This window comes from Siphonobacter aquaeclarae (assembly GCF_900103285.1).
Taxonomy (GTDB): domain Bacteria; phylum Bacteroidota; class Bacteroidia; order Cytophagales; family Spirosomataceae; genus Siphonobacter; species Siphonobacter aquaeclarae.
Genome location: NZ_FNGS01000005.1, coordinates 483638 through 506205 on the forward strand (window position 1 = coordinate 483638; position 22568 = coordinate 506205).

The 22568-nt window shown below is 52.7% G+C and carries 23 protein-coding genes; 12 read left to right on the plus strand and 11 right to left on the minus strand.

Features of this window, described 5'->3' with window-relative positions:
- Positions 1 to 10: 10 nt before the first annotated feature.
- Positions 11 to 505, minus strand: coding sequence for a GNAT family N-acetyltransferase (locus BLR09_RS15220; RefSeq protein WP_093203904.1), 495 nt, complete (start codon positions 503 to 505; stop codon positions 11 to 13).
- A gap of 116 nt (positions 506 to 621) precedes the next feature.
- Here BLR09_RS15220 and surE point away from each other — a divergent pair, with 116 nt between their 5' ends.
- Entirely contained in the window at positions 622 to 1395 is a 774-nt protein-coding gene (gene surE / locus BLR09_RS15225) for a 5'/3'-nucleotidase SurE (protein ID WP_093203907.1), read from the plus strand.
- Between the two features lie 90 nt (positions 1396 to 1485).
- A complete protein-coding gene (locus BLR09_RS15230) occupies positions 1486 to 3063 on the plus strand; it encodes a GH3 family acyl-acid amido synthetase (RefSeq protein WP_093203909.1) in 1578 nt (525 codons plus the stop codon).
- Here the strand turns inward: BLR09_RS15230 and BLR09_RS15235 are convergent.
- The 3 genes from BLR09_RS15235 to BLR09_RS15245 are packed head-to-tail and all read right to left on the minus strand — an operon-like array spanning position 3000 to position 5661.
- Positions 3000 to 4439: a CapA family protein gene (locus tag BLR09_RS15235; protein WP_093203913.1), complete on the minus strand. Its 1440-nt coding sequence runs from the start codon at positions 4437 to 4439 to the stop codon at positions 3000 to 3002. The two genes, BLR09_RS15230 and BLR09_RS15235, sit on opposite strands and share 64 nt — an antisense overlap.
- A 9-nt stretch (positions 4440 to 4448) precedes the next feature.
- Positions 4449 to 5090: a LysE family translocator gene (locus BLR09_RS15240; RefSeq protein ID WP_093203915.1), complete on the minus strand. Its 642-nt coding sequence runs from the start codon at positions 5088 to 5090 to the stop codon at positions 4449 to 4451.
- A gap of 22 nt (positions 5091 to 5112) precedes the next feature.
- Positions 5113 to 5661, minus strand: coding sequence for an NUDIX domain-containing protein (locus tag BLR09_RS15245; RefSeq protein ID WP_093203918.1), 549 nt, complete (start codon positions 5659 to 5661; stop codon positions 5113 to 5115).
- A 90-nt stretch (positions 5662 to 5751) separates the two neighbouring features.
- Between BLR09_RS15245 and BLR09_RS15250 the strand changes: the two genes are divergently transcribed.
- On the plus strand, positions 5752 to 6750 hold the full coding sequence (locus BLR09_RS15250; protein WP_093203920.1) for a cation diffusion facilitator family transporter: 999 nt from the start codon (positions 5752 to 5754) through the stop codon (positions 6748 to 6750).
- Positions 6751 to 6816: 66 nt separating this feature from the next.
- Positions 6817 to 7269, plus strand: coding sequence for a hypothetical protein (locus tag BLR09_RS15255; protein ID WP_093203926.1), 453 nt, complete (start codon positions 6817 to 6819; stop codon positions 7267 to 7269).
- 37 nt (positions 7270 to 7306) lie between these two features.
- On the opposite strand, the gene BLR09_RS15260 is transcribed toward BLR09_RS15255, so the two are convergent.
- The 3 genes from BLR09_RS15260 to BLR09_RS15270 form a co-directional block, all read right to left on the minus strand.
- Positions 7307 to 8242 (minus strand): SPFH domain-containing protein, encoded by a 936-nt coding sequence (locus BLR09_RS15260; RefSeq protein ID WP_093203928.1) that lies wholly within the window; start codon positions 8240 to 8242, stop codon positions 7307 to 7309.
- 147 nt (positions 8243 to 8389) lie between these two features.
- Positions 8390 to 9082, minus strand: a complete 693-nt coding sequence (gene folE / locus BLR09_RS15265; protein ID WP_093203931.1) for a GTP cyclohydrolase I FolE — start codon at positions 9080 to 9082, stop codon at positions 8390 to 8392.
- The gene (locus tag BLR09_RS15270) at positions 9042 to 9461 is read right to left on the minus strand and encodes a 6-pyruvoyl trahydropterin synthase family protein (RefSeq protein WP_093203934.1); all 420 of its coding nucleotides are present in this window, start codon (positions 9459 to 9461) and stop codon (positions 9042 to 9044) included. The genes folE and BLR09_RS15270 overlap by 41 nt, the downstream gene beginning before the upstream one ends.
- A 700-nt stretch (positions 9462 to 10161) precedes the next feature.
- Between BLR09_RS15270 and BLR09_RS15275 the strand changes: the two genes are divergently transcribed.
- The 6 genes from BLR09_RS15275 to uxaC all read left to right on the plus strand — a co-directional run bounded on the left by BLR09_RS15275 (position 10162) and on the right by uxaC (position 16437).
- Complete coding sequence (locus tag BLR09_RS15275) at positions 10162 to 11466, plus strand: sugar MFS transporter (RefSeq protein WP_093203936.1); 1305 nt, start codon at positions 10162 to 10164, stop codon at positions 11464 to 11466.
- A gap of 334 nt (positions 11467 to 11800) precedes the next feature.
- Complete coding sequence (ispG, locus tag BLR09_RS15280; protein ID WP_093203938.1) at positions 11801 to 13804, plus strand: (E)-4-hydroxy-3-methylbut-2-enyl-diphosphate synthase; 2004 nt, start codon at positions 11801 to 11803, stop codon at positions 13802 to 13804.
- Between the two features lie 2 nt (positions 13805 to 13806).
- The gene (locus BLR09_RS15285) at positions 13807 to 14001 is read left to right on the plus strand and encodes a DUF6728 family protein (RefSeq protein ID WP_093203940.1); all 195 of its coding nucleotides are present in this window, start codon (positions 13807 to 13809) and stop codon (positions 13999 to 14001) included.
- Between the two features lie 2 nt (positions 14002 to 14003).
- Positions 14004 to 14354, plus strand: a complete 351-nt coding sequence (locus BLR09_RS15290) for an MmcQ/YjbR family DNA-binding protein (protein WP_093203943.1) — start codon at positions 14004 to 14006, stop codon at positions 14352 to 14354.
- A gap of 6 nt (positions 14355 to 14360) precedes the next feature.
- A complete protein-coding gene (locus BLR09_RS15295; RefSeq protein ID WP_093203945.1) occupies positions 14361 to 14912 on the plus strand; it encodes a tetratricopeptide repeat protein in 552 nt (183 codons plus the stop codon).
- A 100-nt stretch (positions 14913 to 15012) separates the two neighbouring features.
- Positions 15013 to 16437 (plus strand): glucuronate isomerase, encoded by a 1425-nt coding sequence (uxaC, locus tag BLR09_RS15300; RefSeq protein WP_093203948.1) that lies wholly within the window; start codon positions 15013 to 15015, stop codon positions 16435 to 16437.
- A gap of 128 nt (positions 16438 to 16565) precedes the next feature.
- On the opposite strand, the gene BLR09_RS15305 is transcribed toward uxaC, so the two are convergent.
- From BLR09_RS15305 to BLR09_RS15315, 3 genes are all read right to left on the minus strand, one after another.
- Positions 16566 to 17570, minus strand: a complete 1005-nt coding sequence (locus BLR09_RS15305) for a thioredoxin domain-containing protein (RefSeq protein WP_093203950.1) — start codon at positions 17568 to 17570, stop codon at positions 16566 to 16568.
- A gap of 2 nt (positions 17571 to 17572) precedes the next feature.
- A complete protein-coding gene (gene gldC / locus BLR09_RS15310) occupies positions 17573 to 17926 on the minus strand; it encodes a gliding motility protein GldC (RefSeq protein WP_093203953.1) in 354 nt (117 codons plus the stop codon).
- 71 nt (positions 17927 to 17997) lie between these two features.
- A complete protein-coding gene (locus tag BLR09_RS15315) occupies positions 17998 to 18759 on the minus strand; it encodes a DUF4197 domain-containing protein (RefSeq protein ID WP_176785566.1) in 762 nt (253 codons plus the stop codon).
- A 277-nt stretch (positions 18760 to 19036) separates the two neighbouring features.
- Here BLR09_RS15315 and BLR09_RS15320 point away from each other — a divergent pair, with 277 nt between their 5' ends.
- Positions 19037 to 20290 carry a competence/damage-inducible protein A gene (locus tag BLR09_RS15320; protein ID WP_093203958.1) on the plus strand — a complete coding sequence of 418 codons (1254 nt, stop codon included), beginning with the start codon at positions 19037 to 19039 and terminating at the stop codon, positions 20288 to 20290.
- Positions 20291 to 20327: 37 nt separating this feature from the next.
- Complete coding sequence (locus BLR09_RS15325; RefSeq protein ID WP_093203962.1) at positions 20328 to 21641, plus strand: dihydrolipoamide acetyltransferase family protein; 1314 nt, start codon at positions 20328 to 20330, stop codon at positions 21639 to 21641.
- A 70-nt stretch (positions 21642 to 21711) separates the two neighbouring features.
- On the opposite strand, the gene BLR09_RS15330 is transcribed toward BLR09_RS15325, so the two are convergent.
- On the minus strand, positions 21712 to 22488 hold the full coding sequence (locus BLR09_RS15330) for an acyl-CoA desaturase (protein WP_093204278.1): 777 nt from the start codon (positions 22486 to 22488) through the stop codon (positions 21712 to 21714).
- Positions 22489 to 22568: the final 80 nt, after the last annotated feature.

Consider the following 22568-nt stretch of genomic DNA (forward strand, 5'->3'; position numbering starts at 1 on the left):
GCCTCCCCTGCTACAGGACTTTGCGCAGTACGTAGTCGTTCATCCAGTACCCGTTTCCGATGTAATTGTCTTCGTCACGCAGGAAATAAAAGCCGAGTTTTTCGTAGAAGTCACGCGCGGTGTTCTGCCGGTTGACATTCAGCTCCAGGTATTGCCCTCCGCCGGAGGCTGCCTGCCGGGTAACTTCGTCGAGCAGCTGGCGACCGTAACCCTTGCCCTGAAAGTCGGGCAGCAGGTATATTTTGTGAAGTTTGACTACCCCGCCTTCTTTGTGTTCGAAGGCCGCGAAGCCTACCGAACGCGTGTCTTCGTTGCCGATAAGAAAGCGGGTTTTGGCCGACATGCCGGCTGACAGCGTCTCGGAATTATACATCCAGTCGAGCATAAAACGCGACTGCTCAGCCGACAGGATGTCGCCGTAAGTAGGAAGCCAGGCCTCCCGGGCGATGTATTGAATAGTGGGAATGTCTGTAAAATCCGCGTCCCTGATCAGCAGCGTTGGCATAACCGGATTGGTTGGTTGTGAAGACGAAACTAGAATAAATCGGACATCCGTCCTAATTGAAAAAGTACAAAACCACCGGCAGGATCGCCCCAAAACGACCCGGCCAGCCATAAATCATGTCTGTCGAAAAACCAGTAATTCTCGTCACCAATGATGACGACATTACTTCCAAGGGTATCCGCGTACTGGCTGAAGCCATGCAGGAACTCGGCGAAGTTATTGTCATTGCGCCCGACCGCCCCCAATCGGGACAGGGACATGCCATCACCATCAATTCTCCGATCCGGATCCGCCGCTCCCGGGTCTTTGATTCTCTCGTCGCCTATGAAACCACCGGTACGCCGGCTGACTGCGTCAAGCTCGGTAAACACCTCATTCTGAAGGACCGGAAGCCGGATCTCGTCGTCAGTGGTATCAACCACGGCAGCAATTCCGCCATCAGCGTCCTGTATTCCGGTACGATGTCGGCGGCGATGGAAGCCGCTATCGAAGGTATTCCGGCCGTCGGGTTCTCATTGGCCAACTACCACCCCGAAGCCGATTTCTCGCATACGGTTGACTACCTCACACTCATCGCCCGCCAGGTACTGGAGAAGGGCCTTCCGAAGCACGTAGCGCTCAATGTGAACTTTCCGGCGCGTGTCGAAGAGCCGATTAAAGGCATCCGTCTTTGCCGCCAGGCAGACGCCCGCTACCTGGAGCATTTCCAGCAGCGGGAAGATCCCTATGGCCGCCCCTATTACTGGCTTGACGGAGAATTTGTTAACTTCGATACCGGCCACGATACGGACGAATGGGCGCTCGCCAACAATTACGTGTCCATCGTTCCCTGTAAAACCGATTTAACTGCCTATGCGGCGCTGGAGGAACTGAAAACCTGGTCGCTCTGACGGGCGGCACAGCGTTCGTTTTCCGGCAACGTTGGTTATTTCAGACCTGAGTCTTTATTTTTGAATAATCTGAATCTAATCCGCTGAACTATGGCAGTACTCGGAAGTCTATTGAAAAGAGGTATCGGTTTGACAGGGACTGTCATCCGCCAACGCCGAGTAAATGGATATAAATCACAGCGTAAAGCGTTTATCAAGTTACTGAACAAGGCCCGTTATACGGCTTTCGGAGAGGCGTATCATTTCGAGGAAATCATGTCCTCGGCGCTTTTCCGTAAAGACAAGCAGTTTTACCACCTTTACCGCCAATATGTCCCCATTCATGACTACAATAAGATGTACAGCGAGTGGTGGCACCGGACCAAAGACGGGGAGAAAAATGTCACCTGGCCCGGACGTGTCAAGTTTTTTGCCCTGAGTTCGGGAACGTCGGAGGCTGCCTCCAAGTACATCCCCGTTACCAAAGACATGGTGAAAGCCATGCAGCGGACGAGTATCCGCCAGATCATCGCCCTGTCCGAGTTCAAGAATCTGTCCGATGAATTGTTCGAGAAAGGGTACCTGATGCTCGGCGGTAGTACCGACCTGAAATTCAGCGGTCGGTACTTCGAAGGCGACCTCAGCGGGATCAATGCCTCCCAGATTCCGTTCTGGTTCGAACGTTTTTACAAGCCCGGAAAGGAAATCGCCCGTATCCGCGACTGGGAACTGAAGCTCGAAGAAATCACCAAGCAGGCCAAAGACTGGGACATCGGGTATGTCGTGGGCGTGCCGGCCTGGATTCAGCTCCTCCTTGAGCGGATTATCAAGCATTACAACCTGAAGAATATTCACGAAATCTGGCCGAATCTGGAAGTATTCGGCTGGGGAGGCGTATCGTTTGAACCCTATCGCGGCGGATTCGAAAAACTACTTGGTCGCCCGATCACCTATATCGAGACCTACCTGGCTTCCGAAGGCTTCCTCGCCTACCAGGCCCGCCCGGAAGCGAAGGGTATGCAACTTGCGCTGAATCAGGGTATATTCTTTGAGTTCATTCCGTTCAATGACGAGAATTTTAACGGAGACGGAGAAGTACGGCCGGAGGCACAGACGCTGATGATCGACGACGTCGAGGAAGGCGTTGAGTATGCCCTCCTGATTTCTACCTGTTCCGGCACCTGGCGTTACCTCATCGGTGATACCGTTCGCTTCACGGATAAGCGCCGTGGCGAAATCACGATTACGGGTCGCACAAAACACTACCTGAGCCTCTGCGGAGAGCACCTTTCCGTTGAAAACATGAACCGGGCTATCGAACTTGCTACCGCCGAGCTCGGTATCTCGATTCCGGAATATACCGTCGCCGGAGTACCCGAAGGCGCGCTGTTTGCGCACCACTGGTACGTGGGTACGGACGACGCGGTCGATGCAGACGTACTTCGCCGCCTCATCGATGAAAAATTGAAGGAATTGAATGACGACTATGCAGTCGAGCGTCGCCACGCCCTGCGGGACGTGAAGCTGACCGTGTTACCCGTTCAGGCTTTTTATGATTGGATGGCCGCCAAAGGCAAAATGGGCGGCCAGCATAAATTCCCTCGGGTATTGCGCAAGATGATGATTCAGAACTGGCTGGATTTCCTCCATTCCGCCTCGTATGAAGTCGAAGCGGTAGCGAGCAAGTAGTCTTTTTGCTCCGGCAGAAAATGCCGGTCGCAGAACCAGTTCAGGTGCCGGAGCTCCTGCACACATACATCGCTTAAGAAATCTGGTTTCAGTCCGTCTTCCACAAGGCGGACTGTTTTTTTGAGGTCCAGAAAACGCATTTCTTCCCGTCCGCCGTGTGCCGGCTTGGTACCCCAGTTGTAGACGGGCAGCACGCGTACCTGTGTCAGCAGGGTCTTCGGGCGACCGTTAACCGTTCCCTTTTCGATCGTCAGCTTCAGCAACGGAACGAGTCGGTCCCACACAAAAATGTCATACGCCACAAAATCCGCCAGGGAATAGATGGCAAACCCGGTTTTATCTTCTCCCGAAATCGGGTCGCGGTAAGCCACTTTTTCCATCGGCTGCGGATTGTGCGGGTGACTGCCGAGAATCACATCCACCCCGCATTCCGAAAAAACACGGTGGAAAGTATGAACTGTATGTGCCGACGGATAAGCCTGATACGCATTGCCGGTGTGAAAGAGGAAAACGGTAATATCCGCGCCGGCGTTCCGCGCCGCCTCTACCTGCCGCCGGATAGCCGACAGATCGGGATCTGCGCCGTTCAGGCGATCGTAGTTCACCGTCCATTCGCGACCCGGTTCAGGAACGAACTTGTTCAGATTCGACGTCCAGGACAGAAATCCGACCCGGATGCCGTTTCGCGCCACGATGACCGGCGCCTGAGACTCCTCTTGCGAACAGGCTGACCCACAATAAGTTACTCCCTTATTCCTCAAAAACTCCATCGTCCGGAAAAGGCCTTCCTCGCCCTGATCGAGGCTGTGGTTGTTGGCAGTGGAGAGTACGTCATACCCTTTAAAGCGGCCGTTTCCCGAAAAAAGGCCGAACAATTCTTCCGATCCGTTGAAATGCATGTCGTTCAGCATGATTTCCGGAACGGCGGCTGCCGGCCGGGTGAGGTCTACCGGCGTTTCGAGGTTCGCAACCACGAGATCGGCATCGAAAAACCAGTCTCCTACTTCGTCCCACAGGTGACGGGCCGCATGGGCGTTTACGCGCTCATACGGCATGAGATCTCCTCCTGCGCTCAGCGTCAGTTGTTGTTCGGAAACGAACTCTGCCGGCGGAGTAAAGTCCAGTTCCTGCTTGCGGAAGTGCTGCTCCAGTCCGCCCTGCGCGCGCAGGGGCGGTGCGATGTAGTATTTGTAACCCAGGTAAGCCGCTCCGACATAGGGAGAGAGCCTCGGGTTTTCTTCAAAATTCTTCTTCGGCGTTTCCCAGCTTTTGCGGCGCAGCCAGCGGAGCGGCCGGTAAGCCAGCATGAGCCGACGCAGCAGCTTCTCTCCGTGGACGGTGTAGGGCATCACGGGAAACGGTCTTTCCTCTCTCATATTGGTAACTTAATGACCGGCGATCCAGATTTCGACCTGCCGGTAAAGCAAATAAATACCAGTTCCGACGAATACCATCCCGCTGATCCGGTTAATCCAGGTAATGAGGCCGTCGTTCAGAAACCGCTTGATGCGTTGCGCAAAAAAGGCAATTCCGACCTGCGTGAGGAAAATCGCCGTCAGGCAGGCGACAAAATAGACGACGCGCTCGTTGAGTTCATACTGCAATACCCCTTTGACATAGGCCGAAACGGATACCCAGATGATAAAATTGGCCGGGTTGGTGGCATTCAGCGTAAAACCGATACCAAAAAACTTCAGGAACTGGAAGAAACGCCGCTTGGGTTGCGAGGCAGGCTCCTGGATATGGGCTTTGCGTATGGTATTGATACCCATGGCGCCGAGAAAAATCGCGCCGCCGACACGCAGCAGGGTATCGAAATAGGGAAAATTCGGAATGAAGGAGGTGCCGGTCAGGGCAACGAAAATGAAAATTGCATCACAGATGATAACGCCCAGGGAAATCCGAAGGCCACTGGTCCAGCCGAAATCCAGGCTGTTTCTGATTAACGCAAAGAAAACGGCCCCTAACGTGAGGCACATGACGACACCCGAGGTAAAACCGAGCGACAAAGCTTCCCAATAATTCATGAAGTGCAAGAAAGGTTGAGGGTCAGAGACCCCGGAGACGGGCAACTTTCAGCAGTCCGTAGACACTGAGGGAATCGGTGATGCGGTTGTCCATCACCATATCAACGGCTTCTTTCAACGGCAACCGGCGAATCTGAAGAATCTCCGTGTCGTCGAACTCCGTTTCTTCCTGCTGAAGGTCTTCCGCGACGAAGATAAACCCTTCTTCGTCCGTAACAGAATTAGATGTATGAATCCGGCCGATGTTTTCCCACCGCCGGGCTATCAGGCCGGTTTCTTCCCGAAGCTCCCGCTGCGCCGATTCGAGAATATCGGCCTCGATCGGGCCGCCTCCCATTGGGATTTCCCAGGAGTATTCGTTCAGCGGGTACCGGTACTGACCTACCAGCCAGGTATATCCTTCGTTGTCGATCGGAATGATGCCGATCGCCTTGTTCTTGAAATGTGCGACACCGTAGATACCCGGTTTGCCTGTGGGTGCGATGACTTCCTCGTGACGAAGGCGGATCCAGGGATTGTCGTAGATGACCTCCGACGAAACCGTTGTCCACGGTGATTGAATATCTTCCATTCGGTAAAAATAAGAACAGACCTCGGAAAGGGCGTCTAATTCGTTAATTTTGCGGCAATCCTGCGCGGAAGCCGGGAATATGTCGAAGCCATGTCATCCAATCGTAAATTACAGCTCATCTGGCTTTCCTTTGGGGTCAGCGTTTTTCTGATGCTCCTGAAGTTCGCAGCCTGGTGGCTGACAGGCTCCAGCGCCATTCTGTCGGATGCCCTGGAGTCTATTGTCAACGTGCTGGCCACCGGCTTTGCCACCTACAGCGTTTACCTTTCTGCCCAGCCGCGGGACCTCAACCACCCCTACGGCCACGGAAAAATCGAGTTTTTCTCTGCCGGCCTTGAGGGAGTACTCATCCTGCTCGCCGGGATCTTCATTATTGTTCAGGCCGTTCGCCAATGGATCTATCCCGAGCCGCTGGAAGAGCTGGGAACAGGTATGCTTTTGGTGGGGTCAACGATGGTCATCAACTACGTCGTCGGATATTATGTACAGAAAGAGGGTGAAAAACAAGGCTCGCCGTCCTTGATTGCCGACGGCAAGCACCTGCAGCTGGACGCTTTTTCGACGCTTATTCTACTGGTAGGCGTAGGTCTTGTTCTCTTTTCCGGGTATGTCTGGCTGGACCGGCTGATTTCCATCGTCTTTGGTATTATCCTCATTCTGAATGGGTTTCGGATTGCCCGTAAATCTGCCGGCGGCCTCATGGACGAAGTGGACGATACTACCCTGCTCCGTGTCGTAGATATTCTCAAAACTCGCCAAAAGGAGTATTGGATCGATGTCCACAACCTGCGTATTCAGCAATATGGCGCCGACCTGCATGTCGACTGTCACCTTACCCTTCCTTATTACTGGGATCTGGAAAAGGTCCATTCCGTTGTACATGAATTTGAGGCTATACTTGAAGAAGAGTTCGCTTCAAAAGTCGAAATCTTCGTACACGTCGACCCCTGCCTGCCAGCCTGCTGCCATCACTGCCGACTGGCGGACTGCCCTGTCCGGCAGTTTCCGAGAACTACTTCCATCGACTGGACCCGTGAGAACCTGGTACTCAACCAGAAACACTTCCTTGAAACGCTCAAAAGCGAATAATTTCCCGGAAACCCTTGCTTTGAACTAATCTTTTAGGTAAGATTGCGTATACCTCTGCAATCGCCTATGGACCTGTCTATCTATCACGAAACCAGCCTGTATTTTCTGCTGTTCCTGTTGGTCGTCGGTATTGAGACGTACCTGCTGGCGCCGCTGGATGAAGAGCCGTTCTGGCTCACACTCTTCCGGGCGTTGTTTGCCAACCTGGTGATGATTTTCTGCTACCTCGTGCTGGCGCTGATTTACCGGGGTGTGCATGGGGATTTTACGGCCAACAACAACGCGGGCGTCATCATGCTCCTGATTACGCTGTTCCTGACCGCCATCGCCCTCAATTATTACCTCAAGCATTTTTTTTACACGAGTCTCATTCCGGACATGGAAGAGTTGCTTGTCCGGGCCCGTAAAGCCATCCTCTGGGGGACATGCGCCCTCCTGCTCTGTCTCGGAACCGTCTCGACTACGGGCCTCGTTAAAGCGGCCCGGCAGGCCGACGTACGGGCTTATAACGGATTCTGAGAAACGAAAACGGAGCCTGTCACGGCTCCGTTTTCGTTTACTTACCTTCCAGATCCTTCTTCTGAATCAGGGCCATCAGCTGTTTGGTAGTCGTCTGCATACCTTCATTGGACCCATCGAGGAAGATTACGTTCCCTTTTCCGTGCTCGGCGAAGTGCCGGATAGCTTCCGTCCACATCGAAAACAACACGAGCGACGGGTCCAGGTTCTTGTCTTTCAGCTCCTGTACAGCGTGGGCCATCCCTTTCGAGACCTCTTCGCGGAAGAGCGCGATCCCCTGTCCCCGCAGCTGGGCCGCCGTTCGTTCGGCTTCCGCCGCGATTTTGATGGCGTTCCCTTCGGCTTCGGCTGCCTTTGTCTTGGTAATAAGCAGCGCCTGCCCTTCGTTTTCGGCGGCGGCTTTGAGGTTATTCGAGGCCACAACCTGCGCCATAGAGCGCATAATGGCTTCGTCAAACACGATGTCGTTCAGCTGCAGGTCAATCAGGTGATAGCCCCAGGTGACGAGCATTTCATCCAGTTCGGTCTTCACGTGCGAGATGATCTCGGTCCGAAGCGCCAGAATCTCCGCCTGCTTCTTCGTGGCGACATAACTCCGGATGGAGCCCTCGATCGTCCGGATCAGGGCCTGCATGAGGCTGCGGATGTCGACAAATTTGAATGCGACGTTCTTGATCGTCTCTTCTCCCTGATCAAGTACCGCGTACACAAGCATAGCTTTGAAGCGAACGTTGGCCTGATCGTTGGTAATAGCCTGAAAATCAAGTTCAACAGACTGGTTTTGAATGGATATCCGCCGGTAGATGTACTCGACGAACGGGATTTTGAAGTTAAGCCCCGGGGTCATGACCCGTTGGTATTTCCCGAAGATGGTGATGACGGCGACGGTCCCCTGCTGCACAATCACGACAGACAGGTACAATACCACAACAACCAGCAGGAGAAAGATAAAGGAGCCGGAAAGGATGGGCATAGCGATAGAGAGGTTTTGGTTCTGATTTCTGCAAAAGTCAGAAAAAGCCGAACAGGAACCGCTTCGCCGGCCGGATAATCTACAAACGGTCGAAAACAGAAAAAGCCGGACGATTTCCGGCTTTTTCTGGTCGATCTGATCGAATAACTACAGGTTGAGGTACCCAAGGAATTCCTTTTTCCGGTCGTCTTCTGCGAATTTTCCGCCATAAAATGAAGTGACCGTGGAAGAAGTTGGATCCTGCACCCCCCGCATCGAAACACAGAGGTGGCTGGCATCCATGACGACGGCGACATCTTCCGTTTCCAGAATTTTCTGCAGCGCCCGCGCGATCTGCATCGTCAGGCGTTCCTGCACCTGGGGCCTGCGTGAGAAGTACTGAACGATGCGGTTGAGTTTGGAAAGCCCGATCACCTTGCCGCTTGAGATATAAGCTACGTGAGCTTTTCCGATAATCGGGACAAAATGGTGTTCGCAGTTCGAATAAAACTGGATATCTTTTTCTACCAGCATTTCCTGGTAGCGGTATTTATTTTCGAAGAGGGTGGCTTTCGGAAAATTAGCCGGATTCAGACCGCTGAAAATTTCCTTCACATACATTTTAGCCACCCGTTTCGGAGTGCCTTTGAGGCTGTCGTCGTTCAGGTCCAGCCCGAGCGTCAGCATAATTTCCCGGAAGTGCTCCTGGATTTTGGCAATTTTCTGGTCATCGCTCAATTCGAAAGCATCCGGACGGAGCGGCGTTTCCACTGAAGTACTGACATGCTCGTTGCCGAGTTCATCGTCGAGGGGGGTATCGTCAACCAACAGGGTATTCAACGAAATTTCGTTCGGTTTCATACAGTCGAATTTTAAGCGCAAGCCGGGGATCCAGGTATTGCCTCAGTTTTTCATAAATCACAATGGCGATATTCTCGGCGGTTGGATTGAGGTCCCTGAATTCTTCGGTATCCAGGTTCAGGTTTCGGTGGTCAAACCGGTCCAGAATTTCCTTCCGGATCAGATCTGAGAGGTATTTGAGGTCAATGACAAAGCCCGTCTCCGGATCCACCGGCCCGATGACTTCAGCAATGAGTTCGTAGTTGTGCCCGTGATAGTTTGCATTGCTGCACAGGCCGAACACCTCCCGGTTTTTTTCGTCCGACCAGCGCGGGTTATACAAACGATGCGCGGCGTTGAAGTGCTCCTTGCGGTACACCGCAACTCGCTTTGATTCCATACTGCCTGATTTTTTGACGGAAGAATGTCTTCTTTCCGTCTCACTGATACGAAAGATCTGGGGCCGTCTGAAAGTGTGTCAGCAACACCCGTCGATCTGTGGAAAGTCCTGTTTTCGCTTCAAAGAAACGGATGTCTGCGGATAATTGTTCCGTTTTGTCGTAAAAAAACCGGCCTGTGTCAGAGAAACACGATTTTTCGAAACCAACGAAAGCACGGTCATTCGACAAATTTGATTTAATAATATTTTTTAAAAATTACAAAAAATTCAATTTCCGGGTGTACTTTTCAGATTCGTTAGCACGATCATCCGAATCAGGATTTCTCCGCACCTCGGGAGAAATAGTCATCAGGCTGAAGAGTATCGTATTAACACCGTCAATCTCTGATAAGGGTCAGCCCGCTGATTCCCCTTTCATTCGTTACCTAAACTCTCTATGTCTATCAAACAGCGGCAGTTTTCCGCGGCTACGTCAGGCACACGGCAGGCCGGAAGACCCGGATCATTCCCATTCCCGGTTTTCTCCCGCGAAAACCAGCGCAGCCCCTTCGTTCCAACATTCTCTCCCGGCAGACGTTATTGACGAAGATAGTTATTCCTGTCCTTCACGTCAGCCCAACCGGCGCCGCCTCCGAGCCGTCCGGCAGACTGCTGATTCATCCCTCTAAATGACGATCCAAACAAACAAACCCAGTCAGACATGTCCGAAATAAACTCAACCGGAGTCGCATCCCAGGTTACGCCCAAAAGCAATACGCTGGCGATCGTGATGATTTGTATCCTCTTTTTCGTTTTTGGTTTCGTCACCTGGGCCAACAGTACCTGGATTCAGTTTTTCAAACTGTCATTCAGCCTTTCGGATACACAGTCCTTTCTGGTTACTTTTTCTTCTTATATCGCCTTTTTCTTTTTGGCGCTGCCGTCTTCGGTTATTCTGAAAAAACTGGGCTTCCAAAACGGCATCGTAACCGGCCTGTTCGTTCTGGCGTTCGGTTCTCTTGTTTTTATCCCCGCAGCCCGGCTTCAATCCTTCAGCCTTTTTCTGGTGGGTATCTTCATCCAGGGTTCTGCACTGGCGCTGCTTCAGACGGCGGCGAATCCTTACATGACGATCATCGGCCCTATTGAAAGCGCCGCAAAACGGATCAGCATTGCGGGTATTTGCAACAAGTTTGCCGGTATCATCATTCCCCTTGTCATGGGAACGCTCTTCCTGGCGAACGCATCGGTTGTCGAAAAACAGATCGCTTCCGCCGCTACTGAAGCCGAAAGATTCCAGCATGTAGGCGAGCTTCTCGGACGTGTGAATACGCCGTCGGTGGTTCTTGCCATCTTTTTTTCCATCCTGGCAGTTGTTTTCATGAAAGTCAAACTTCCGCATGTGGAGGAAGAGAACGAAGTAGTCGATCAGGAAAAAGAAAAACAGGAAGCCAAAACCAGCCTTTTCCAGTTTCCGCATTTATTCCTCGGAGCCCTTTGCATCTTCTTTTATGTCGCTGCTGAAGTAATGGCCGGCGATATTATCGGTGTTTACGGAAAACGGCTCGGGCTTTCCGCTGATATCAGTAACTACCTGACTTCGCTGACGCTTTCCTGTATGCTGGTCGGGTACATCATCGGCATTATTGCCATTCCCAAGTACCTCAGCCAACAGAAAGCGCTTTATATCTGTGCAGTGCTCGGAATTATCTTTTCCATCCTCGCTTTCGTGCTGCCCGGATTCTCGTCCATCGTGTTTATAGCGCTGCTCGGATTGGCCAACTCGCTGATGTGGCCGGCTATCTTCCCGCTGGGTATTCAGGGATTGGGTAAGTTTACCAAAATCGGCTCAGCTGTTATGATCATGGGTATTTCCGGGGGCGCTATCTGGCCGCTCTTTTACGGACTGCTTTCCGAAACCATGCACCTTGATTTCCGCCTGGCCTACTTTGTCGCCGTGATGCCTTGCTACCTGTATATCCTGTTTTTTGCATCCAAGGGGCATAAGATCGGAATGAAGCATTAGAATTCGAACCTACGGGGTCAGTCTGCTGCTCTTACTGGAATAGATGTGGCGGCGATTTCCGACATCCTGAAACAAAAAATCCCGGTTTTGCGACCGGGATTTTTTGTTTTACTGACAATCAATACTTTACAAATATAGATTGAATGATCATTCTTTAATATTGAACTATCCGGATGCCGATTTTAGAGAGTGAGCAGGATATGGAGGATACTTGTCAAGCTGTTGTCAGTGGAAACAATTCCGGATGAACGGGTGTTTCAGCAGGACAGAAAAACAAAATAATGGGCGCGTTTCCATTGACCGGATCGTACCTTTGCTCTATTGCATTTGTTTCATGAACGAACCCAGCTTATTCGTGCCGGACGTGTTTTCCGGCACCGACTATTGTGATTCGCTGACGGCTTATTCCCGGCGGAAAACCATTCCTGTGCGGATTGGAGACCTCTGGCTTGGATCTGATTACCCTATCCGGGTGCAGTCGATGACGACGATCGATACGATGGATACCTCAGGTTCCGTCGAACAATCGATCCGCATGATCGAAGCCGGCTGTGAATTGGTACGAATTACAGCCCCCAGCGTCAAGGAAGCGCAGAACCTGGATAATATCCGCAAAGAACTGCGGCGTCGCGGCTACAACACGCCGATCTGCGCCGATATACACTTTACACCGAATGCGGCCGAACTGGCGGCGCGGCTGGTCGAAAAAGTACGGATCAATCCCGGTAACTACGCTGACAAGAAGCGTTTTGAAGTACTTGAGTATACCGAATCGGAATACCAGGCTGAAATACAGCGCATCCGGGACAAGTTTCTCCCGCTGGTGAAGATTTGCAAGGAGTACGGAACCGCTATGCGGATCGGGACGAACCACGGTTCGCTGTCAGACCGTATTCTCAGCCGGTACGGAGATACGCCGAACGGCATGGTGGAATCGGCACTGGAGTTTCTCCGGATTTGTGAAGACGAAGGATATACCAACCTCGTCATCTCGATGAAGTCCTCCAATCCTCAAGTAATGGTCGAGGCCTACCGCCTTCTCGCCAAGCGGCTGAAAGACGAAAATCTCCAGCCCTACCCGCTGCACCTCGGCGTAACCGAGGCCGGCGAGGGAGAGGACGGTCGCGTGAAGTCTGCGATGGGTATCGGTACCTTGCTGGAAGACGGGCTGGGCGATACCATTCGCGTAAGCCTGACGGAAGATCCGGAGTTCGAAATTCCGGTTGCTCAGGCGCTGGTACGCCGGTACGATGACCGCGCTTCAAAAGCCACGCCTATTCCTGCGATCGACGCGTCTCCGGTGAACCCCTTCGCGTACCACAGGCGGGAAACGGCCGAAGTCGGGAATTTCGGCGGAAAGAACGTCCCCCGGATTATCGCCGATTTCTCTGGTATCCGTGTGCAGGAACCTACTGATTTGCAGACCATAGGTCATTTTTACCTTCCGGCGACGGACAAATGGGCCATGAACGACCTCGGCGCCGATTACCTCTATACCGGTGCGGCTGCGGTGCCGTTCATGCTGCCGAACGGGCTCAAACAAATCGTCGATTTTCAAACCTGGAAATCGATTGATGATCAGGAACATACCTATCCTTTGCTCAACCGGGAGGAATACCTTGCGGAAGTAACAAAAGGATTTACTTCCCTCCATTTTCTCCGCCTCACTCTGGCGGAAACGGAAGGAGATATTCTCAGTTACCTGCAGGAAGATCCGCTGCTGGTGCTGGTGATTACCACCACCAATGCACACGCCATGCCGGAACTCCGGCGCCTGTTTTTCCGGCTGATCCAGAACCGGATTCACCTGCCGGTCGTCATACAGTGGGAACAGCCTTCGGCCGATTCGGATGAAAGCATGCTTTTTGCCGCGACCGATTGTGGTGGACTGCTGGTAGACGGTCTCGGTGACGGACTATTGCTTCGCCCGTTTGCCGGACAGGAAGACGGACAGGTTCGCCTGCTCAATTCCCTCGGTTTCGGCATCCTGCAGGCTGCGCGGACACGGATGAGCAAAACGGAATACATCTCCTGCCCTTCCTGCGGCCGGACGCTGTTTGACCTCCAGGAAACCACTGCCCTGATCCGCAAGCGTACCGATCACCTGAAAGGCGTTAAAATCGGTATCATGGGCTGCATCGTAAACGGTCCGGGAGAAATGGCCGACGCCGATTATGGATACGTAGGAATGGGCGTTAACAAAATTGCGCTGTACCGGGGGCAGCAGCTCGTGAAGCGTTCTGTTTCGGCCGACAAAGCCCTCGACGAACTCATTGAACTCATGCGGGAAGACGGTGTCTGGCGGGAGCCGGAGGCCGCTGCCCTTCAACAAGCATAACCATGGACTCGAATCGCGTCAAAGAACAATTTCGCCTGGGAGAGGCCTTCCGCTATTTCCTGCGGGTATTCCGGAAGCCGGACCCGTCACGCCCGGACAGTTTCAACCTGCGGGTCATGCACGGTATCAACCGGATCAGCATTCTGATGTTTCTGTTCTGTCTGATCGTGATGATCATACGGGCTTTTACCCGATAGGTATGCACCTCGAATCGTTCCGGGAATATTGCCTGAGCAAAAATGGAGCAGCAGAAGAGACGCCCTTCGGCCCGGAGACGCTCGTCTTCAAGGTCGGCGGAAAGATCTTTGCACTGACGAGTCTCGATGAGCCCGTTTTTCGCTGCAGCCTGAAATGTGATCCGGAACGGGCGGTCGAACTGCGTGAGCAGTACGACTGGATCATTCCGGGTTACCACCTCAATAAAAAACACTGGAATACGCTCGCACCTACGCCGGTTGTCCCCGACGCTCTGGTGCGGGAGCTGATCGATCATTCCTACGAACTGATCGTCCGGAGCCTGCCCCGGAAAGTGCAGGGAGAATATCTGTAGCCGGTCATGGAAACGATAGCGCTTATACTGCTTTTTATCCCCTACGTGATCATCCGTTACTTTACGGATGATCATGATACGCCTGCGGACAAAGACCGGAGGCGCTTCTCCGAAGGGATTGAGCTGGTACAAAGCAAGCAATACGAAGAAGCCTGCGCCTATTTTTCCCTTCTTGTAAACCGCTATCCCAAATCGGCTATCGCTTTTCTGTACCGCGGTATTTGCCAGTACCAGCTTGGCAACTATCATTCCGCGCTATATGATTTCACGCAGTCCACTGCTTTCGATAATACCCAGTGGGAATGTTTTCTCTACAAGGGTTTGTCACACCTGGAGCTTGGCGAAATTCATCCCGCTTTTCTGGAACTGGACAAAGCCGTGTGGCATTCGCGTTCGGAAAACCCGGAGGTACTCCGTTTCCGCGGGGAAGCGCATTACCGGCTGCGGCATTTTGACTCGGCGCGGATCGACTGGGAAGCGGCAGCACAATTGGGCGACGAAAACGCCGCCTACTTCCTCCAGACCCATTTCGGCAAGCCCGTACAACTTCGTAAATAATCCCTTTTTGGTTCTTTCATCATTTCTTGCGAGAAGATTTTACATCTTTTTTCAGGGATAGAACGGTCAAGGCCTGTCTTGAGAGAAAGAACGCTATCGTATGAACGCCACATTATTGTCTGTCAAGCCGTTCCTGAGCGAAGATTTCCTCCTCCAGACTGAAACCGCTCGTGTGCTCTACCACGATTTTGCACGGGAAATGCCAATTATTGATTACCACTGCCATCTTCCTCCTGACCAGATAGCGGAAGACCGGCGCTTTGCCAATCTCTCCCAGATCTGGCTCTATGGTGATCACTACAAGTGGCGGGCCATGCGGACCAACGGCGTTTCCGAGCGCTACTGCACCGGCGAAGCGTCCGATTTTGAGAAATTCGAGAAATGGGCGGAAACGGTTCCCTATACCATGCGGAACCCGCTGTATCACTGGACGCACCTGGAGCTTCAGCGGTACTTCAACATCGACCGGGTACTCAATCCCGCTTCTGCCAAAGATATCTACGACGAGGCTACCTCACTGCTTCAGACACCCGATTACTCTGTTCGCAATCTTCTCCGGAGAATGAACGTAGAAGTCGTTTGTACGACGGATGACCCGACAGACGACCTCCGCTTTCACCAGCAACTCGCCAAAGAAGGGTTTGAAGTGAAGGTACTTCCGACTTTCCGGCCGGATAAAGCGATGTTGTCGATCGACGACACGAATCTCTTCAACGAGTATGTCGACAAGGTAGAAGGACTCACCGGCGGATCGATTGCTACTTATGACGACTATGTGGCGGGTCTCCGGAAGCGTCACGACTTTTTCGCTTCTCTCGGCGGGCGTCTTTCCGATCACGGACTGGAGCAAATCTATTCCGTGGAATACACGGAGTCAGAAATCCGGACGATTTTCGCCAAGGCACGCAGCGGGCAGTTGCCGACCTTCGAAGAGCGGCAGAAATTCAAGTCGGCCATGCTGATTGAATTTGCCCTGATGGACTGGGAAAAAGGCTGGACGCAGCAGTACCACCTCGGCGCACTGCGAAACAACAATACCCGTCTGCTCCGCCAGCTCGGCCCGGATACCGGTTGGGACTCTATCGGTGATTTTGATCAGGCACGGCCGCTTGCGACTTTCCTCGGCATGCTCGATAACGAGAACAAACTCGCCAAAACCATTCTGTACAACCTGAATCCGGCTCATAACGACGTCTTTGCGACGATGATCGGAAACTTCAACGACGGCACCCTGCCCGGCAAAATCCAGTGGGGTTCAGGCTGGTGGTTCCTCGATCAGAAAGACGGAATGGAAAAGCAGATGAATACGCTGTCGAACATGGGTCTTCTCAGCCGCTTCCTCGGTATGCTGACGGATTCGCGTAGTTTCCTCTCCTACCCGCGCCATGAGTACTTCCGCCGGATTCTCTGTAACCTCATCGGCAACGACGTGGAAAACGGAGAGCTTCCCGCCGATCTCGAATGGTTGGGGCAAATGGTTCAGAATATCTGCTATCACAATGCGAAGAACTACTTCCAGTTCTAAGTCGCAATTTTCTGTGAAGTCTGTGTTTTCTGTGAGCTATTTTGTTTTTTCTCACAGAAAACACAGACTCCACAGAAAACAGGGGTTTGAAAGAATGAGGGCCGTTTCGGTGAGAAACGGCCCTCATTTTATTTTTTTTGCGCCCTGGCTTTCAACTCGGCTGCTTTGCGGAGAACCAATGGGTCGCTGCTTCGTGCCGGGAGATAGTTGCTTAGGTACAGGTATTCATCGGGGCCGGGCTGCGTCGTTTGCAGGTACCGGTCTACCCGCGTAATAGCCTGCAGGGTCTTCCGCTCGCGGAAAAGAGCGTTGAGTTCCGGCAACAGACTGCGGTTTTCCATCGTCTTCCTGTCGAAACCCAGCAAAAGCAGGTAGGATGCCACTTTGCTGATACGGTCGGAGCTCATCTGGTTTCCCCGGCTGGAATAGAGCGTCGCCATAATGACTGACTCTCCTGCCTGTTTGACGTCAGCCGGAGCATTCTTTTTCCGGTATTCTTCCAGGTGCGTAATAAAATACGTAAACAGCTGATTTTCAGCATCGAGAAGCGCCTTTTTGATCAGTGGAAAGGCCGATACATACTCCGCCGGCCGGATACTCTTCGCATACGCATTCATCACCTGAATATTCGAGACTGTATCCCGGACAATGCGGGTATACAGGCTGTACGCCGAAAGAAACGCCGCGGCACGATCCCCTTTTGCAAAACGGTCTTTATATCCCGAGGCCCTTTCGGCCGGGTTCAGCGCCTTGCTTCCCGTTCCCGTCACCTCTTTTTCTGTATTATTCAGGTTCTGAGCGTGCAGTAGCCTCACATTTTCATCGTAAAACAAAAAGAGCGGCAGCGACGGCACAACCAATCCCTGCTTGGCAAGAAAGCCCTGGGCTTCCTGGGAATTAATGTCGAGGCGGTAGCTCACAAACCGGTCGTTGTAAAACTTCCCGACCGATGGCTTGTTGAATACCGGGACAAAACTCTCGCACACGTGACACGTCGGCGAATATACCTCGATGAATACCGGCTTGTGGACGGAGGCAGCCCGGTTAAAAGCCGTCCGCAGGTTCCCCGGAATAAAACTGACCTGTGCCTGCGCTGTCAGCGAAAAGAGCAGGAAAACCCAGGTTTTGCGCATGCTTATTTGCTGTTACGTTGCAGTTCTTCGAGCTCGGATTTCAGGTTGCGGCTGAGAATCTTGCAGACGTCGTGGATCTGCTCGGCCATCTTTTTATCTCCGGTCGCAGAAGTAACAGAATCCGCAATACCGGACATGATCTCAATGTAAAACTGCTTCATATCCCCTACTTCCATGTCCTTCGTCCACAGATCGAGTTTCATGGTGGCGCGGTGGTAGCGGTCCCACGTAGCAATGGAGACGGCCTGGGTATCGTTGAGTCCTTCGTTCGGGTTATCGGATGCGTCCCAGAAAATCTTGTCGGGAACGTTGTTTTCATCCAGTTGAATATCGAAGTGGATCTCTGCTTTTTTCATAAATAAATGGCGACTGCCCGTTAAAGTAATAGTGTCAAAAGCGATGAAACAGGAAAATAGGTTCCCGGCTCTTATTGTCCGAAGACTTTCTTCAGCAGATCGGTGACGCGGGCGGCGGGATTTTCCCGGATTTTGGCCTCTTCCTGTTCAACAAGCAAAAATAAGCCGTCAATCGCCTTCCGCGTGACATAGTCGTTCAGGTCGGGATTTATTTTCTCCGGAATAAGCGGAATCCGGTTGTAGGTATTGGCAATATCGCCGTAATATTTGGTGGCCTGCGTCTTCGCCAGGGAGGTTTTGATCACCGGAGTAAACTCTTTGTACAATCCGTCAAATGCCGTTCGTTTCAGGTACAGCGTCGCTGCATTTTTATCCCCCCGCAGAATACCGATGGCGTCCTGAATGGTGATTTTGGTGATGGCGTCGACGAAAATCGGGAAGGCTTTCTTGGCGGCTTCTTCGGCGCCGCGGTTCATCGTCAGCATGAAATTATCGACCTGCTTGCCTAAACCGATTTTACGAAGCGTCTTTTCGGCTTTCTGTACATCCGGTGGAAGCATGATCTTGATGAGTGCGTTTCCAAAATAGCCATCTTTTTGTGACGCCTGTTCCGAACCATTCTTGATTCCGATGGTCAGGGCTTCTTTCAGCCCCCGGGCAATCTCATCGGAGCCCATGCTGCTGCTGTTGCCGCCTGTCGTTTGCCTGAGGATATTGCCTGCCTTTTCCAGAAAGCCGCCAAGGCCTCCTTTCTTCTGGGTGGTATCGGTCTGGGCCTGCGCTATCTGAAGAGAAAAGGCCAGAACAACGGCCGTCGTGACGAGTTTTTTCATAATGGGAATGGTTCGGGGGGCGGGCGGGCTATAGGCTTTATGCCGTAAGCTTTATGCCAAATGCCGAAAACGTTCATCTTACAGCCCAAGGCCTATAGCTTATTGCTTAAAGCCTAAAGCCGCTAGCCTATCGCCTCCTAACGCTACACCTCCGTTTTTTATGTAGTTTTACCCGCAAAATTAGGCCAAAATGAAACACGTTGCCGGAATATCCGGTTGTGCAGTCGGCGATTCACGACGAACGGCCTGATTTCAACTATTTTCCGTCTCCCTTTTTATGAAAGTTGTTACCGCGGAAGTCATTACCATCGGAGATGAAATCCTTTTCGGACAAATCACCGATACCAATACCCAGTGGATGGGCGTCGAACTGTCGCTGATCGGCGTAAAAACAATCCGGAAGAGTTCGGTGGGCGATGTAAGGGAAGAAATCCTCCGTGTATTGAAAGAAGCGCAGGAGCGCGCCGACATCGTCCTGATCACCGGTGGCCTCGGCCCTACCAAAGACGACATCACCAAACACACGCTTTGCGAATACTTCGGCACATCGCTGGCCATTCACCCCGACGCACTGGAAGCCGTTGATACCTTCTTCCGCAAACGCGGCCGGGAACTGTCGGACATCAACCGGCAGCAGGCTGCTCTGCCGCTCAACGCTACCTATATTCCCAACACGCGGGGCACGGCGCCGGGTATGTGGTTTGATCACGAAGGGACAGTATTTGTGTCGCTTCCGGGCGTTCCTTTCGAAATGAAAGGCCTGATGACGGACGAGATTCTTCCCCGGCTGAAGCAACGTTTTACCCTCCCGGTTATTCATCACCGGGTGATCCGGACGGTAGGAATCGGCGAGTCTTTTCTGGCCGAGAAAATCGCCGCCTGGGAAGATGCTCTCCCCCCGCATATCCGGCTCGCTTACCTGCCTTCGATGGGTATGGTCAAACTGCGGCTAACGGCAACGGGTACTTCCCTTGCCGCATTGAAAGAGGAAACAGAGCAACTGGTTCAGGATATCCTGCCTGTTATTCAACCGTTTGTATTCGGCTATGACGGAGAAGAATTCGAAGAGGTAATCGCTGCACTCTTGAAAGCATCCGGACAGACGATCTCCGCCGCTGAAAGTTGTACCGGCGGATATGTTGCTCACCTGCTTACCAAAATCCCCGGAAGCTCCGCCTACTTTCAGGGAGGCGTAATAAGCTATGCCAACGAAATCAAGGAGCAGACACTCGGCGTCCGTCCTGAAACGCTGGCGAAGTATGGAGCTGTCTCGGAAGAAACCATCCGCGAGATGGCAGAAGGTATCCGTACCCGCTTCCATACCTGGTTCGGACTCGCTACCAGCGGTATAGCCGGACCGGACGGCGGAACGCCCGAAAAGCCGGTCGGTACAGTCTGGATAGCGGTTTCTACGCCGGAAAGAACCCTTACACGTAAGCTCACCCTGGGCGGCGACCGCCAGCAAAACATACATTTGTCGGCTATTTACCTGTTGAATCTGCTCAGAAAGGTACTTTTGCAGGAAGAGTAGACACTTTATCAGCCGAAATTATAGCAACTTTGATCCTATGACAGAGATTTTGATGCCTGCGATGGGCGAAAGCATTCACGAAGCCACCGTGCTGACGTGGCTGAAGAAGCCGGGTGACCGGGTCGAGACCGACGAACCTCTTCTGGAAGTCGCGACGGACAAGGTTGATACCGAAATTTCCTCCACGCATACCGGTATCCTCCGGGAAATCCTGGTGAAAGAAGGCGACGTAGCGGTCATCGGCAAGCCGATCTGCCTGATCGACGCGGAAGGAGCAACGGCAGACGCTCCCGTGGCAGCTGCTCCCGCCGTTGAAGAACCCTCCGCCGAAGCTGTCGCCGAAACACTGGAAAACGAAGTACTCGCGATCGCGTCGACGGTCGTCCGGGAATCTCGTCAGGCTGCTGCCGCAGGAAACGGGCGCTACTATTCCCCGCTGGTCCTGACAATTTGCGAGAAAGAGGGTATTCCGATGGAGGAACTGGATACGGTACCCGGGACGGGCGCCGAAGGCCGGGTGACGAAACACGATATTCTGAAATACGTGACGGATCGGGCACAGGCTCCGAAGCCCGTCGCAGCTGCACCGGCAAAGACGGCTACTCCCGCGGCACCTGCTCCCAGACCGGTCAATGGCGCCGCTGTCGAAATTGTCGAGATGGACCGTATGCGGAAGATGATCGCCGAAAGGATGGTGGATTCGAAGCGTACAGCGCCGCACGTGACGAGTTTTCTCGAAACGGATATGACGGTACTCTCCCGCTGGCGGGACCGCATGAAAGGTCAATTCCAGAAAGAATACGGTGAAAACCTCACCTACACGCCGCTGCTGATTGAAGCGGTAGTCAAGGCTATCAAGGATTTCCCGCTGATCAACAGTTCAGTAGACGGCGATCGTATCCTCATCAAAAAAGCCATCAACATCGGTATGGCGGTCGCACTGCCCAACGGCAACCTGATCGTGCCCGTCATCCACAACGCCGATGAATACAACCTGGTCGGACTGACGAAGAAGATCAACGATCTCACCCGCCGCGCCCGGGAAAACAAGCTGAAGGCAGATGACCTGGCCGACGGCACCTATACAGTCTCTAACATCGGAACGTTCGGCAACCTGATGGGTACGCCGATCATCGTGCAGCCTCAGGTGGCGATTATGGCTTTCGGAGCGATTGTGAAGAAGCCGGCGGTCATTGAAACCCCGGACGGCGACGTGATCGGTATCCGTCAGAAGATGTTTGTCTCCCACTCCTACGATCACCGCATCGTGGACGGCTCACTGGGCGGTCAGTTTGTCAAACGTGTTTCAGACTACCTGGAAGCCTTTGACGCCGAGCGCAAGTTGATCTGATTGATCCGATAGGCACCAAAAGAGAAGGGCGACCGGTTGGTCGCCCTTCTCTTTTGTATATCAATCAAGCTTATGCTTCTTCCAGCTGACGCGAAGGTTTCGCTTTCACCGGCTTCAGACGGATGATGTGCATCCAATGCAGGGCCTTGATGATCGGATAGGTCGGATCGAACTCATACCACTTCGAAGCGAAGTTTACCTGATTCGGCAGCTTGTGGTGGTTGTTCTGGAACAGCTCGCCCATCATCAGGAAATCAAGAACGAGGGAGTTTTTCGACTTATCGTTGTTGTCGTAGTTCTGGTAGCCATACTTGTGACCGCTCCAGTTTACGATTGCACCGTGGATCGGGCCCATGAGGAAGTGGATCGGCAGCAGGAGGAAAAATGCCCAGTGCATATCCAGCCAGATGAAGGCACCGATATACAGCAGGGAATACGCTGTACCCCAGCCTGCACGGGAGATCCAGGAATCTCCGATGTTTTCCATCGTCTGCCAGTAGGGATAGTTCTTGTCAAACTGCGGCTCAATCTTTGACTTGCCAAACAGAATCGCGTTGTAAATGTCTTTGGTCTTCCACATCATCGTGAAGACGTTCTTGGTATGGTGAGGCGAGTGGGGGTCACGCGGGGTGTCGCTGAAGGCGTGGTGCATCCGGTGAAGGATCGCGTACGCTTTGGGGCTCAGGTAGCTGGAACCCTGCGAAACATACGTCAACGCATAAAAGAACCGCTCCCAGAACTTGTTCATCGTAAACATCTTATGCGCTGAATACCGATGAAGAAAGAACGTCTGGCTGAAAAGCGAGAGGTACCAGTGGATAATGAACGTAGGAATGATGAGTTGCATTTCGGCAGTTTTGTTGAGTACCAATTACAAATGTAACAAGTAAACCCCGGTTTCCGGAGGTTAGTTGCAAAAGTTTATGA

What these genes read in the sequence shown, in the direction of transcription:
- BLR09_RS15220 (WP_093203904.1), bottom strand. Translation starts at nt 505, where the DNA reads ATGCCAACGCTGCTGATCAGGGACGCGGATTTTACAGACATTCCCACT.
- surE (WP_093203907.1), top strand. Translation starts at nt 622, where the DNA reads ATGTCTGTCGAAAAACCAGTAATTCTCGTCACCAATGATGACGACATT.
- BLR09_RS15230 (WP_093203909.1), top strand. Translation starts at nt 1,486, where the DNA reads ATGGCAGTACTCGGAAGTCTATTGAAAAGAGGTATCGGTTTGACAGGG.
- BLR09_RS15235 (WP_093203913.1), bottom strand. Translation starts at nt 4,439, where the DNA reads ATGAGAGAGGAAAGACCGTTTCCCGTGATGCCCTACACCGTCCACGGA.
- BLR09_RS15240 (WP_093203915.1), bottom strand. Translation starts at nt 5,090, where the DNA reads ATGAATTATTGGGAAGCTTTGTCGCTCGGTTTTACCTCGGGTGTCGTC.
- BLR09_RS15245 (WP_093203918.1), bottom strand. Translation starts at nt 5,661, where the DNA reads ATGGAAGATATTCAATCACCGTGGACAACGGTTTCGTCGGAGGTCATC.
- BLR09_RS15250 (WP_093203920.1), top strand. Translation starts at nt 5,752, where the DNA reads ATGTCATCCAATCGTAAATTACAGCTCATCTGGCTTTCCTTTGGGGTC.
- BLR09_RS15255 (WP_093203926.1), top strand. Translation starts at nt 6,817, where the DNA reads ATGGACCTGTCTATCTATCACGAAACCAGCCTGTATTTTCTGCTGTTC.
- BLR09_RS15260 (WP_093203928.1), bottom strand. Translation starts at nt 8,242, where the DNA reads ATGCCCATCCTTTCCGGCTCCTTTATCTTTCTCCTGCTGGTTGTTGTG.
- folE (WP_093203931.1), bottom strand. Translation starts at nt 9,082, where the DNA reads ATGAAACCGAACGAAATTTCGTTGAATACCCTGTTGGTTGACGATACC.
- BLR09_RS15270 (WP_093203934.1), bottom strand. Translation starts at nt 9,461, where the DNA reads ATGGAATCAAAGCGAGTTGCGGTGTACCGCAAGGAGCACTTCAACGCC.
- BLR09_RS15275 (WP_093203936.1), top strand. Translation starts at nt 10,162, where the DNA reads ATGTCCGAAATAAACTCAACCGGAGTCGCATCCCAGGTTACGCCCAAA.
- ispG (WP_093203938.1), top strand. Translation starts at nt 11,801, where the DNA reads ATGAACGAACCCAGCTTATTCGTGCCGGACGTGTTTTCCGGCACCGAC.
- BLR09_RS15285 (WP_093203940.1), top strand. Translation starts at nt 13,807, where the DNA reads ATGGACTCGAATCGCGTCAAAGAACAATTTCGCCTGGGAGAGGCCTTC.
- BLR09_RS15290 (WP_093203943.1), top strand. Translation starts at nt 14,004, where the DNA reads ATGCACCTCGAATCGTTCCGGGAATATTGCCTGAGCAAAAATGGAGCA.
- BLR09_RS15295 (WP_093203945.1), top strand. Translation starts at nt 14,361, where the DNA reads ATGGAAACGATAGCGCTTATACTGCTTTTTATCCCCTACGTGATCATC.
- uxaC (WP_093203948.1), top strand. Translation starts at nt 15,013, where the DNA reads ATGAACGCCACATTATTGTCTGTCAAGCCGTTCCTGAGCGAAGATTTC.
- BLR09_RS15305 (WP_093203950.1), bottom strand. Translation starts at nt 17,570, where the DNA reads ATGCGCAAAACCTGGGTTTTCCTGCTCTTTTCGCTGACAGCGCAGGCA.
- gldC (WP_093203953.1), bottom strand. Translation starts at nt 17,926, where the DNA reads ATGAAAAAAGCAGAGATCCACTTCGATATTCAACTGGATGAAAACAAC.
- BLR09_RS15315 (WP_176785566.1), bottom strand. Translation starts at nt 18,759, where the DNA reads ATGAAAAAACTCGTCACGACGGCCGTTGTTCTGGCCTTTTCTCTTCAG.
- BLR09_RS15320 (WP_093203958.1), top strand. Translation starts at nt 19,037, where the DNA reads ATGAAAGTTGTTACCGCGGAAGTCATTACCATCGGAGATGAAATCCTT.
- BLR09_RS15325 (WP_093203962.1), top strand. Translation starts at nt 20,328, where the DNA reads ATGACAGAGATTTTGATGCCTGCGATGGGCGAAAGCATTCACGAAGCC.
- BLR09_RS15330 (WP_093204278.1), bottom strand. Translation starts at nt 22,488, where the DNA reads ATGCAACTCATCATTCCTACGTTCATTATCCACTGGTACCTCTCGCTT.